This is a genomic window from Alteribacillus sp. HJP-4 (genome assembly GCF_042139015.1).
In the GTDB taxonomy this organism is placed as follows: domain Bacteria; phylum Bacillota; class Bacilli; order Bacillales; family Marinococcaceae; genus JBHIKY01.
Genome location: NZ_JBHIKY010000045.1, coordinates 1 through 11,889, shown reverse-complemented (window position 1 = coordinate 11,889; position 11,889 = coordinate 1). Strand labels below are relative to the sequence as shown.

The window sequence follows — 11,889 nt, the reverse complement described above, 5'->3', positions numbered from 1 at the left end:
ACTGGCGACGTATGGGATTAAAGTCGTTGATATAACCACGTGGATTTTCATGAAACCGCCGAGTACGGATCCGTACGCTCGGTGGTGTGAGAGGTCGGGGGTTAATCACCCCCTCCTACTCGATTTTATCAATTTTTCTTTTTCAACAAACCGCTGATAAGGGAGCAGTGTCAATGGCGACTGCAGTCCCAGCAGCCGTTGGAGCCTGTCCGGCGCGGTCCCTTTTCTCAGCTCGCGAATAATATAAGTATGCCTAAAATGGCGAGCAGAGATGGCTCTCATTATACCTGCCCGCTTTCTCTCCTCTCTTATCATCTTTTGAATAGCTATCTCAGTTAAATATTTAGGGGCATCCAGCCCATAGCTCCAGCGATACGTTTGGCGCTGAAAATCAAATGCCACAAATAGAGGATCAGTCGCTTTCTGTGGCCTGACTGCCTGAGGTATTACTTTTAAGTAATGATGGAGCCGGGCTTTATCTTTTGAAAGTAAGTGAAACTCCCTTGGATTACCTGTTTCTTCAGGGATGCTGATTTTCCCGGTACCCTGGTTAATATTTTTCATTCGAAGGGCAGCAAGCTCATGAAGCCTAAGGCCATAATGAGAAAGCATAGATAGTATGACTAAGTTTCTCGGCGCGAGCATCGGTCTTGCAGCTGCCTGCTTTACCGACATCCCTAAATCGGAGAGTAGACTGTTTATTAAACGTTTCTCTTCGTTTTCCTCCACAAGGTCACTTTGTTTGATTTCGGTCCATATGGCTTCATCAAATGAAAAGTTTTTCATGGGATCTATCTCAATCAGACTATTCTCATAAAGATAGTGAAAGTACCGGCACAAAACGGTATGGATCCGCTTCAATGTCCTGGCCTGGTAATCACGGCTTTCGTGTAATAAAGAAAAGTAGCCTTCAACGTTCTTCGTAGTAATTTTCTTAATTGGTTTATCATCGGCTGCTACTTCAATATACCGAAAAAAATCCGCCAGGTCATAACGATACCTTTTTAACGTACTATCTTTTCTCTGCCTGCTTTGTAAATATTCCAAATACCGCTCTGCTGACACAGGCAGCTGAAAGGCTGGTCCTGGCATAACTTATCGGTTCCTTTCTTTAAGGGAGCTCGAGCTGTTCTTTATTAATTATATCAAACCTCTTTTCCTAAAATCACCAAATTTGTAATGCTGCGTATAGTATAGGTAAACGCCCGTATTTAATTCCTTCCCACCAGGGGAGGATAAGAGGGAGGAACAAGTATGGCAGAATCTCGAACAGCTCATAAATACCAGCTGACAATATCTCCGGCAGCAGAGTCAAGAAAATACCAAATTGCTCAGCCTATGCAGACCGCTGAGAACCATTATCCATTAAGAAAAGCGGAAAAAACCCTCGACTGCATGGTGGGAATGGATGATGTCCGCCGTTTTATAAAAGAGATGTATTCCTTTGTATATGTTAATGAACAAAGAGTAAAACACGGCTTAAAGCCGACAAAGCAAAATCTTCACATGCTGTTTGCTGGTAACCCTGGAACGGGAAAGACAACGATAGCCCGGTTAATTGCCGAAATGCTTAAAGAAATGAATGTTTTAACAAAAGGACATTTAATAGAAGCGGAACGAGCCGATTTAGTTGGAGAATATATTGGGCAGACTGCTCAAAAAACCAGGGCTCTCGTCCAGAAAGCCTCCGGCGGTGTACTTTTTATTGACGAAGCCTATTCTCTTGCGCGCGGAGGAGAAAAAGATTTTGGAAGAGAAGCTGTCGATACCCTCGTCAAAGCGATGGAAGATAAACAGCATCATTTTATTCTCATTCTGGCAGGTTATCCAGATGAAATGCAGCGATTATTGAATCTCAACCCGGGGTTATCATCGCGTTTTCCGAATCAATTGTATTTTGAAGATTTTAATGCCGCTCAATTATTCGAAATCTTTGAGAAAATGGTGCAGGAAAAAGAATTCTGGGTCAATGCTTTGTTAAAAGATAGAATCAGGAAGCATTTCTTTGAGCTTGTGTTAAACAAGCGCAACGACCATAATGGAAGGTATGTGAGAAATCTTCTTGAAAAAATAATCCGCCGCCATGCTGTACGGATTCTGGAGCAGCCGGAAACAGCAGACCGTGACGCACTTATGACACTGACAGAAGAAGACTTTATTATGGAGAAGCATAATGAGAAGAAAAAATACTATACGTACTAACTTGTTAAAGGAAGTGAAATCTATTGAAAGAAAAGGCTGTAGTTGCTGCTTGTTATTTTCCCAAGACTTCTGACGAGCAGTTTCATTCATCTTTGGAAGAAGTAAAAGCACTGGTGAAGACCGCAGACGGAGAAGTTGCTGCAGTTATCACCCAGTCGCGGGAAAAACCAGAATCCTCCACCTATATCGGGAAAGGCAAGGTGGAAGAGCTGATTGCAATGACTGAAGAAACCGGGGCCGATGTAGTGATTTTTAATGATGAGCTTTCACCCGGTCAATTAAGAAACCTCGGAGCTGTAATTGATGCCAGAGTAATTGACAGGACCCAACTGATATTGGATATATTTGCTGGCCGTGCCCGTACGAAGGAAGGCAAAATTCAAGTGGAATTAGCTCAGCTCACTTATCTACTTCCGCGCCTTGCCGGCCAGGGTACCGCTCTTTCAAGGCTGGGAGGCGGGATAGGGACGAGAGGCCCAGGGGAGACTAAGCTTGAAACAGACCGCCGCCACATCCAAAGAAGAATGGATGATTTAAAAAAGCAGCTTGAAGAAGTAAAAGCCCATCGTGAAAGCTACCGTAAACAAAGAAAGAAAAACAAAGCGGTGCAGTTTGCCTTAGTAGGATACACAAATGCTGGTAAAACGACGCTGCTGAATCAGCTCACGGATGCTGATGCACTGGCAGAAAACCTGCTATTTGCAACACTCGACCCGCTCTCGAGACAGTTTGAACTGCCTTCAGGGTATCCCGCTATTATTACAGACACGGTCGGGTTCATCCAGGACCTTCCGACGACATTGGTCGCTTCGTTCCGCTCGACACTTGAAGAAGTGAAAGAAGCTGATGTTATTTTGCATGTAGTAGACGCCTCTCACCCAGAAGCGCCCAGCCAGATGAATACAGTAATGAAGTTATTAAGTGAACTAGGAGCTGAGGCGATTCCGGTTTTAACGGTGTTCAACAAAATAGATCAGGCAGAGCAGCTGCCTCTACTCTCATCGGACAAGCCCTCGATTCGAATTTCAGCTTTCTCCAAAAGTGATACGGAGCAGTTGAAAGAAGTGATGGAGCAGACTTTGAAGGAACAAATGAGCTTTTACAGTCTGGAAGTTCCAGTGGAGGAGGGGAAAGCTCTCGCTGATATTAAACGAGAAACTATTTTGGAAAAAGAAAAATGGAATGATAAAACTAATGGGTTTTATTTGGAAGGCTATGCAGTAACAGACCACCCTATCCACGGAGTGTTAAATAAGTACAAGGAACGGAAGGAAGAAAAATAAAGCAATGTCTAGTGTTGAAAATTCTGAACAGCTGTTGAATTCATGGAAGGCAGCAGCTGAAAAAAATACTGAAACACAACGAGCCATAGTAGCAGAAACAGCAGAAATAAACCAGGATAAAATCCTTAGAATTTTTCGGGAGGAAAAGGTTTCGGCCTTCCACTTTCATGCTTCTACCGGATATGGATATGATGATGCCGGAAGAGATACGCTTGACCGGGTTTATGCTAAAGTTTTCGGTACAGAAGCAGCCATCGTCCGCCACCAATTTATTTCTGGCACTCATGCAATAACCGCAGCGTTGTTTGGTATACTGCGCCCGGGTGAGCGGTTATTGTATGCGACTGGTGATCCTTATGACACGTTAAAGACTGCTCTCGGCTTAACCGGGAGAGAAAAAGGAACCTTTCTTGACTATGGAATTGAAACGAATACAGCACCTTTAGATAAGAACGGAGAACCTGATATTGAGGCAATTTTGTCAAGGATTTCTCCGCATACAAAAGTGATAGCTATCCAAAGATCCCGCGGTTACGATAACCGCCAGTCATTATCTGTGGCAGCAATAGAAGAACTGATTCATAAGATTAAAAACTTCCGCCGTGACCTGATAATTTTCGTAGATAATTGTTATGGTGAATTCGTCGAACAGCTCGAACCAGGGCATGCCGGGGCTGATTTAATAGCCGGGTCATTAATAAAGAACCCGGGAGGCGGTCTGGCAAGATGCGGTGGATATATTGCAGGCAGAAGAGAACTGGTAGAGCAGGCATCCTCCAGATTTGCAGCGCCAGGAATCGGCCTCGAGGGGGCCGCGACATTAGGCGTTCTGCAGGAAATGTTTCAGGGGATATTTTTAGCACCGCATATCGTCTCGCAGGCATTGCAGGGTGCTGTATTCACAGCGGCACTGCTCGAAAAAGCCGGATTAAAGACAAGTCCGTCACCGCATCAGTTCAGAACAGATCTCATTCAATCAGTCACGTTTTATGATAAAGAAAGAATGGTTCGTTTTTGTCAGGCCATACAGGAAGCTTCGCCGGTAGATGCTAATGTGGTGCCGCAGTCGTCAGCCATGCCGGGCTATGGCGATGAAGTAATTATGGCAGCAGGTACGTTTATACAAGGCTCAAGTATTGAGCTTTCTGCAGATGGACCGCTGAGAAAGCCATTCACAGCTTATGTGCAGGGAGGACTGACTTACGCCCACGTCAAAATTGCAGTTACACATGCTTTAAAAACGTTATTGCAGCATGAACTGTTAGAGAGTAGAGAAAACCAGTAATTTGTCGACTTTTATTAATTTTGACGTAAAAAAAGCTCACATGTACTTGACTAAAAAGCTTACATAATATAATATTGAACTATCTTCTTCACGGAAGGGGGCTGTCCTGTGAATGATCACATTCGACGAAACATGCCTTTGTTCCCCATAAGTATTGTAAAAAAGTTAACGGAGTTATCTGCTAGACAGATTCGATATTATGAGGAGCATGGTCTTATTTACCCTGCCCGGACGGAAGGAAACCAGAGATTGTTTTCCTTTAATGACGTGGACAGGCTGCTTGAAATTAAAGCGCTTATTGAAAGAGGAGTCAATATGTCGGGAATCAAGGAGATTTTCGAACTGCAGGCTGCCAAGGAGAACGTCCAGGAAAAACCTGCCCTGCGTAAAACAGGCGGGATGTCAGACAAAGAACTGCGTCGTCATTTAAAGAACGAAGTCATGATGTCAGGAAAACAGGGAAAAGCCTCAATGATCCAGGGCCAGCTGTCCCGTTTCTTTCATTAAAATTAATTCTGGGATATACTTTTGCCTATTTTGGCAGAAGATATGATAAATATTATATTTTTTCAATTAAGAGAGGAGACTCATTGCATGTCTAAGAATTACACAAGAAAAGACATTTCAAAAATGGCTGAAGAAGAGAATGTAAAATTTATTCGTCTTCAGTTCACAGATCTTCAAGGGGTTATTAAAAATGTGGAAATCCCGGTAGATCAGCTTGAAAAGGCATTAGATAACAAAATGATGTTTGACGGTTCTTCAATCGAAGGCTTCGTCCGTATCGAAGAATCTGATATGTACTTATATCCGGATCTCGATACATGGGTTGTATTCCCATGGACTCCGGAAAAAGGGAAAGTCGCACGTCTCATCTGCGATATTTATGAGCCTGGTGAGCCTGGTTCTGAACCAACTCCATTCGCCGGAGACCCGCGTGGTATTCTAAAGCGTGTATTGCAGGAAGCAGAACATATGGGCTTCACCGCCTTTAATATTGGCCCGGAGCCAGAATTTTTCCTTTTTAAAAACGATGAAAAAGGCGAGCCGACACTTGAGCTGAATGACAAAGGCGGATATTTCGACCTTGCTCCTACAGACCTCGGTGAAAACTGCCGCCGTGATATCGTGCTTGAGCTTGAGGACATGGGCTTTGAAATTGAAGCCTCCCACCACGAAGTGGCTCCAGGTCAGCACGAAATTGACTTTGAATATGCAGATGCAATTAAAGCCTGCGACGACATTCAAACGTTTAAGCTCGTCGTTAAGACAATTGCCAGAAAGCATGGTCTTCACGCGACTTTCATGCCAAAGCCTCTGTTTGGTGTGAACGGCTCCGGTATGCACTGCAACATGTCATTATTCAAAGGAAAAGAAAACACATTTTTCGATAAGAAAACAGATTCTCAGCTGAGTGAAACAGCGATGCAGTTCCTTGCCGGAATTATTGAGCATGCCCAGGCATTTACTGCATTAACCAATCCAATTGTTAACTCTTACAAGCGTCTTGTTCCAGGCTATGAGGCACCGGTTTACGTTGCCTGGTCGCTGCGTAACAGAAGCCCGCTGATCCGAATTCCTTCTTCCCGCGGACTCAGTACGCGAATTGAAGTAAGAAGCCCGGATCCATCTGCGAACCCTTATCTCGCAATGGCGGCTATGCTTGCTTCCGGCTTGGATGGAGTAAAGCGTAAGCTTTCTGCACCAGAAGCTACCGACAGAAATATCTATGTGATGAGCAAGGAAGAGCGTGAAGAAGAGGGTATCAAAGATCTTCCAGCTAACTTGAAAGAAGCAGTTGATAATCTTCTTAACGACGAAATTCTTGTCAATGCTCTCGGGCCGCACGCGGTCGAGCACTTTGCAGAAGCGAAAGAAATCGAATGGGATATGTTCCGCACCCAGGTTCACCCTTGGGAACGTGAGCAGTATATGTCCACTTACTAAAATCGAAACCCCTTGCCGCAGGAAGCGGCGGGGGTTTTTGTTAATTTTGTGAAATTCATTAATTCCCACTGTCTGCCCACCAAATGCCCACAAAAATTTTAAATATTATCTATTATTTTGCTGATATGAGCATTATATTTCTCCAAAGAATCCTTCTCGATACTCTTACTAATATGAGAATATACATCTGATACTGAATTTTTGCTGTATCCTTGATTGGCCAAGTGATCAATTAGCTTTTGATATAAGGATGGTTTGACATTTTTTAATTTGATGGCTTGAAAGAAGGGTAGGATATGCTTATTGATGTTATATTCATCCAGATTGTAAGTGTTTTGCCTCACAACGTCTTTTCGATGTGATTCTAACTAGTAGAGGAGATAATGTTTTAATGTCTCAACAGGTTACCTACTTGGACGAAACGGGTCTGAAGCTTGGGTACAGTGTGACTGCATTTCATGGCGCCGATCTCAGAAGCTCATGAAATCGAGTGAGATCACAGAAAAATTTCGAAAGCCGGGGTTCCAGAACTTTCGGACCGAAGGAAAACACGAGCTCATCAATCAGCATATAACTGCTCGTTAAACTATTTTCTGAGTTTCGAAGACCTGAAGGCTGAGCGTCAGAACAGTATTTCCTTGCTAGGACAACCAGGGGCCGGTAAAACACATTTACTTACAGCTATTGCGAACAATTTGATTAAAAAGAAACATGTGCCTGTGCTGTACTTCCCCTATGTGGAAGGATTCAATGATTTGAAAGATGATTTCGACAAGATAGAGGAAAACAGGAGCGCATGAAAAAAAGCCGAGGTCTTGTTCATCGATGATCTGTTCAAGCCGGCAAGTGGTAAGCCCATAGCCACTGATTGGCAGGCGGAACAAACGTATGCAGTTATTAATCATCGATACTTGAACCATAAACCATTCATGATTTCTTCTGAGTTGCCGATTGATCAGCTGGTGGATTGATGAAGCTCTCGCTACTCGTATTTATGAGATGTGCAAGGATTACCTGGTGCTGATCCAAGGCGACAAGTTTCAGCTTAATCACCGATTGGAGGGATTACATGCTTAAAACAGCTGCGTACTTTCTACTACGAGATAGAACTCAAACAGAGATTGAGAATAGACAGAAATACTTAAGGAAGCTGCTGGACCAACGCCAGCAGCTCCTAAAGGAAATGGAGGCTCAAAAGAATGGAACTCAGACGACAAGTGATACCAAAAGAGTAAGAACAGTAGGCGTTCTTACTAGCCATTGATGGTCGATTATAAAATCAACTTACTTTGCAGGAACTTGAAAGAGAAGTGGTTAGACTTCCTGAGCTAATGGAAGTTGCGTCGATTGATTATAAAAATTAATTTATTAAAAAGTACGAGCGCAGTGGGAGACGCTCGTTACCTTGATTTTATTAATAAGACTTAACAAAAGCAGCGCCAACAATTACTAACAAGATAAACAATACAACAATTAACGCAAAGTTATCTCTCTTAAAATCAGACATCGAGTGCACCCCCCTTTGTAATAACATATGAAAAATAATTACAAAGAGTTTTAGAGCAAAAGCCTTTTAATTCAAAATTAGGGGTTTGTAACAAAGAAGAGAATTTGGTTGAGAACTGAATCAAGAGAAGTGAGGATGTAACAGATGAGAAGCGACCAGCATGCTTTAAAAAATCCTATAAGGATAGTAATCCCAGGGAGAGCTGTCCCTGCTGTCAGAATGACCAGACGCGGGGCTCATGTTAAAAAGAACGCTACAACGGTATCTGAATTATAAATCGCTTATAGGCTGGACAGTGAGAGGCCAACAAGTCATTCCAATTAATGACCTGTTTCTGTAGATATATATTTTTCTTTGTGGCGGCAATCAAGGAGATATTGATAATTACGCCAAGAGTATTACAGATGGTTTGAATAGAATTGCTTACAAGGATGATAGGCCGATCCAGTCCATGCCCTAAACAAGTGTCAATGTGAAAAAGGAGAAGGACGTGCTGAGGTAATAATAAAAGCACTTTGAGGAGATGAAGTCAATGAATCAATTAATTGGCAAAAGCATGTAGTAAAAGAAGAGCTCCCGAGTGAAGTTATCAGCAGACCAATGTCTGCAGCAGATAAAGCGTGGGTTGAGCAAATTAAGGAACAACGAAAATTTAAACGGGGATCCAGGAGGAAGGCCAATCATACATGGCCTCGACAAAGGTGAAAACTAAAAACCATCTATGTAATGATTAATTCTTTTTTCTGCTATCTCATAAGACATTGGTGAGTCAGTTAATATCCCTATGACCTTATCATTTGCTCCGTCTTTCTTCAAATAATAAAATACAGTTGGTTTCTTTTCTTTTAAAACAGCCATTAATTCTAAAGAGGGGAGTGGACGGCTATCACCCTCCAGTCGGAGAAAGAATCTAAAAAAGTTTTTAAATTTTGGCACAGCATATGTATTATCAGTGTAAAAATCCAACATGGTATAAAATTTATCGATTGCTTTAACGACGTCTCTATTTTTTATATTTTTCACCCTTCATCGACTCCTTACTACTTATTTCGACAAAAATTTATTATGTTTTATAGTAAAAGTTTATTTTAGAAGAAAATATCAGAGAGGGGCTTTTATGAAAAGATTAAAAGATTTATACGTAGATCCAAAGACGGGGGCACTAAATCTTGATATAATGGAACAAAATTCCTCTTTTGCGATAGTGGAGTGTGAGGGACGAGCTAGAGCAACTTTGCTTCCGGAACACGGTGAGACAAAGATTGTGACACATCAAGGAAAAGTTAAGAGGATTAAATACGATGGGGGGAGTAATTTTAAATTTGTCAAATTGGAATTTGTTTGCTAATAAAAAGACAATAATAGAATTTTTGAAAAGCAGTTTTATAAAATATTTATTAATAATAGTATAATGAAGAAATCATCGGTGAACCATTCTCAGTAGAGTAGGTTCTTTTTTTATTAGAAAGTTTTGAATTAAAGAGGCATCCCCAAGAAAGTGATGATGTTTGGATTGGTGGCAGTTGCTCACATTATTGATGTCGTGTATCTGGATCAAATTGCGGCGAACCCCTTTCTATTGGAGAATTTGAAGTTTCAGTAGTGGTGGCCACCATTCTTTATTACCTTGTAAATGAATTCATCAGCATATCAGAAAACTTAGGAAGATTAGGCATGCCCGTTCCAGGTCCCTTGCAAAAAGCTATTGAAATCTTCAAAGATCGAAGTTATTACGATAATGATAAGAACAAGGGGGCTTAAGGACGCAGATAAAAAAGACTTCATTCCAAAGTCGAACAGGAACCGTCCTGAGACGCGAATTTATCCCCGTTACATCACAGTTCATGAAACGGCTAATAAAGATGCAGGCGCGGATGCTGAAATGCACTCACGTTATGCTAAAGGTGGCGCTGAGGATGCTGAGACATCCTGGCATTATAGTATAGATGATAAACAAATCATTCAGCACTTGCCAATCACTGAAAAAGGATGGCATGCAAGGGGCGGTAACAGCGTCAGTATTGGAATAGAGATCTGTGTAAACAGTGATGCCGATTTTGGGGCAGATGGTCATTTTGGCGAAGAGACAGAGGAAGCAGTCGAAGAACTTCAAGGCCGATATGGTTTGGTTGTGATGGATTAGCTAGCCCGAAAACGTTGAACAAACTGGAAGAGGTGCTGAGATTGCCAAAAGAGGCAGAACCAAAAGAGGAGGAGATTTTCTTGAATATGAATAAGACGAATACGGAAGAAGTGGCCACAATGATGGAGCAGCTACATGAGCAAGGAGTTTTAGATAAAAATCATGGGGGCGATATCAGGAATGGCAAAATGGATATGAGCAAAGCAATCTTGATTGTAGCCAAACTTGCCTTTGAAGCCATAAAGGAAGATGAACTATCTCAAACCCCGCAACAACGTCATGCAGAATCTTGGGAGAAAGCAACTCGCAAAGGTGTATTTACCGGAAAAGAACCAAGACAAAAATTTCTCGAGAACAGACTGCTTCTGTTATAGAAAACGTAGGAGTATTGGATAAGCTTCCAAATAAGGAATAATTAAAAATAGGGGAGACGGCAAAGGGCAAGCCGTCTCAGGTAAAGGCCAAGAGAGTCGTGGATAAAAGACTCTGTATGTACATTGTATAATATTGTAATTTATGGTGCAAGTTGTAATTTAAAATGATCGACCAGTGCGTGTACTGATCGATCATTTAACAAAGATAGAGTGAGATTGCGGAGGAGAAACTCCGCAGATACATTGTATAATTTTGTAAGTGGATTTGCAAGATTAAAGCTCCATTCATTTTAGGAACTATAAAAAAGACAGGGAGGACAACTGTAATACGAGATTAATGTATTTAGATTATATTATTATCAATATTCATTAGAGAAGCCTTATACTTATGTAATTACCGAAAAGATGGCTGCGGTTTCCATCTTTTCAGTACGCACAGAATAACTTAATATTATTTACTGCCTTAGTGTATTGGGAGAGGGGGATGCAACTCCTTATACTTTTTTTACTTCATGGTTGGTTGAGCAGCTTGTTGAGCAGCGATCTACTTGCAGTTGTTCGTTTAAATTATAAGAAGGAACTGGTTAATTTAGAATAAATGGTCCAATGAGCCAAATGACCAATGTGCATAATACAAAATCAGCTATCGATATTTCTTCTGCGCCTGCAGCGCCTGCTTCAGAAAGGTTGGCTACATGTTTTGCTACGTCATGGAAGTCATTTGCACTCCAGAGCTTTTCTCTCATACAGATTTCCAATGCTTCCTCCTTATATGCTTCATAGGCACGAACGGCTCTTTGAAAGACTTGAAGTTGATCTCTCACATACAGGGGATAGCGCTGTTGCATCTCTTCCAAATAGAAAGTAATCTTCTCCTGATCCTCAAATTGGCTCTTTACAGCTGAGAAATAATCAACAAGGCCCTTGGCACGGTCACGAGAATGATTGGTGTTTTTGACTAGTTTTCCTTTCTCCATCTCCAGGGAATGAATCGCAATTGGTTCCCCTCCCGAAGGAAGAGAAATGATGACACGATCTTCCTTTAGACGAACAGTAACCAGATTCTCCCCGAAGGGAGTATACGTTCCTAAAGGAACAGTATAGCGGTTAGATTTAAATTTAATGACATTGTCCTTGTGAACGGTTCT

General features: G+C 41.8%; 13 protein-coding genes and 3 pseudogenes. 11 read left to right on the top strand and 5 right to left on the bottom strand.

Annotated features, from left to right (window positions below; translation table 11 throughout):
- Positions 1–105: 105 nt before the first annotated feature.
- Positions 106–1,092 (bottom strand): tyrosine-type recombinase/integrase, encoded by a 987-nt coding sequence (locus ACE4RR_RS21205; protein WP_375537429.1) that lies wholly within the window; start codon positions 1,090–1,092, stop codon positions 106–108.
- A 162-nt stretch (positions 1,093–1,254) separates the two neighbouring features.
- Between ACE4RR_RS21205 and ACE4RR_RS21200 the strand changes: the two genes are divergently transcribed.
- The 5 genes from ACE4RR_RS21200 to glnA all read left to right on the top strand — a co-directional run bounded on the left by ACE4RR_RS21200 (position 1,255) and on the right by glnA (position 6,717).
- Positions 1,255–2,202 (top strand): AAA family ATPase, encoded by a 948-nt coding sequence (locus tag ACE4RR_RS21200; protein ID WP_375537428.1) that lies wholly within the window; start codon positions 1,255–1,257, stop codon positions 2,200–2,202.
- 23 nt (positions 2,203–2,225) lie between these two features.
- The gene (hflX, locus tag ACE4RR_RS21195) at positions 2,226–3,485 is read left to right on the top strand and encodes a GTPase HflX (RefSeq protein WP_375537427.1); all 1,260 of its coding nucleotides are present in this window, start codon (positions 2,226–2,228) and stop codon (positions 3,483–3,485) included.
- A 4-nt stretch (positions 3,486–3,489) separates the two neighbouring features.
- Positions 3,490–4,770 (top strand): methionine gamma-lyase family protein, encoded by a 1,281-nt coding sequence (locus tag ACE4RR_RS21190; RefSeq protein WP_375537426.1) that lies wholly within the window; start codon positions 3,490–3,492, stop codon positions 4,768–4,770.
- Positions 4,771–4,878: 108 nt separating this feature from the next.
- The gene (locus tag ACE4RR_RS21185; protein ID WP_375537425.1) at positions 4,879–5,277 is read left to right on the top strand and encodes a MerR family transcriptional regulator; all 399 of its coding nucleotides are present in this window, start codon (positions 4,879–4,881) and stop codon (positions 5,275–5,277) included.
- An 87-nt stretch (positions 5,278–5,364) separates the two neighbouring features.
- Positions 5,365–6,717, top strand: coding sequence for a type I glutamate--ammonia ligase (gene glnA, locus ACE4RR_RS21180; RefSeq protein ID WP_375537424.1), 1,353 nt, complete (start codon positions 5,365–5,367; stop codon positions 6,715–6,717).
- A 98-nt stretch (positions 6,718–6,815) separates the two neighbouring features.
- Here the strand turns inward: glnA and ACE4RR_RS21175 are convergent.
- A pseudogene (locus ACE4RR_RS21175) lies at positions 6,816–7,064 on the bottom strand (tyrosine-type recombinase/integrase); the annotation flags it as partial.
- A 133-nt stretch (positions 7,065–7,197) separates the two neighbouring features.
- Here ACE4RR_RS21175 and ACE4RR_RS21170 point away from each other — a divergent pair.
- A pseudogene (locus tag ACE4RR_RS21170) lies at positions 7,198–7,794 on the top strand (DnaA ATPase domain-containing protein).
- Between the two features lie 337 nt (positions 7,795–8,131).
- On the opposite strand, the gene ACE4RR_RS21165 reads toward ACE4RR_RS21170, so the two are convergent.
- On the bottom strand, positions 8,132–8,224 hold the full coding sequence (locus ACE4RR_RS21165; RefSeq protein ID WP_375537423.1) for a YjcZ family sporulation protein: 93 nt from the start codon (positions 8,222–8,224) through the stop codon (positions 8,132–8,134).
- Between the two features lie 340 nt (positions 8,225–8,564).
- Between ACE4RR_RS21165 and ACE4RR_RS21160 the strand changes: the two genes are divergently transcribed.
- The gene (locus tag ACE4RR_RS21160; protein ID WP_375537430.1) at positions 8,565–8,684 is read left to right on the top strand and encodes a RusA family crossover junction endodeoxyribonuclease; all 120 of its coding nucleotides are present in this window, start codon (positions 8,565–8,567) and stop codon (positions 8,682–8,684) included.
- Between the two features lie 248 nt (positions 8,685–8,932).
- Here ACE4RR_RS21160 and ACE4RR_RS21155 read toward each other — a convergent pair whose 3' ends face one another.
- Positions 8,933–9,247, bottom strand: coding sequence for a hypothetical protein (locus ACE4RR_RS21155; protein ID WP_375537422.1), 315 nt, complete (start codon positions 9,245–9,247; stop codon positions 8,933–8,935).
- Between the two features lie 94 nt (positions 9,248–9,341).
- Here ACE4RR_RS21155 and ACE4RR_RS21150 point away from each other — a divergent pair, with 94 nt between their 5' ends.
- The 4 genes from ACE4RR_RS21150 (at position 9,342) to ACE4RR_RS21130 (ending at position 10,741) form a co-directional block, all read left to right on the top strand.
- Complete coding sequence (locus ACE4RR_RS21150) at positions 9,342–9,572, top strand: XtrA/YqaO family protein (protein ID WP_375537421.1); 231 nt, start codon at positions 9,342–9,344, stop codon at positions 9,570–9,572.
- Between the two features lie 254 nt (positions 9,573–9,826).
- Entirely contained in the window at positions 9,827–9,985 is a 159-nt protein-coding gene (locus ACE4RR_RS21140; RefSeq protein ID WP_375537419.1) for a phage holin family protein, read from the top strand.
- A complete protein-coding gene (locus ACE4RR_RS21135) occupies positions 9,963–10,367 on the top strand; it encodes a peptidoglycan recognition protein family protein (RefSeq protein ID WP_375537418.1) in 405 nt (134 codons plus the stop codon). Before ACE4RR_RS21140 ends, ACE4RR_RS21135 begins: the two co-directional genes overlap by 23 nt.
- Before the next feature lie 41 nt (positions 10,368–10,408).
- Positions 10,409–10,741 (top strand): hypothetical protein, encoded by a 333-nt coding sequence (locus ACE4RR_RS21130; RefSeq protein WP_375537417.1) that lies wholly within the window; start codon positions 10,409–10,411, stop codon positions 10,739–10,741.
- A 584-nt stretch (positions 10,742–11,325) separates the two neighbouring features.
- Here the strand turns inward: ACE4RR_RS21130 and ACE4RR_RS21125 are convergent.
- Positions 11,326–11,889: pseudogene (locus ACE4RR_RS21125) on the bottom strand (hypothetical protein); the annotation flags it as partial.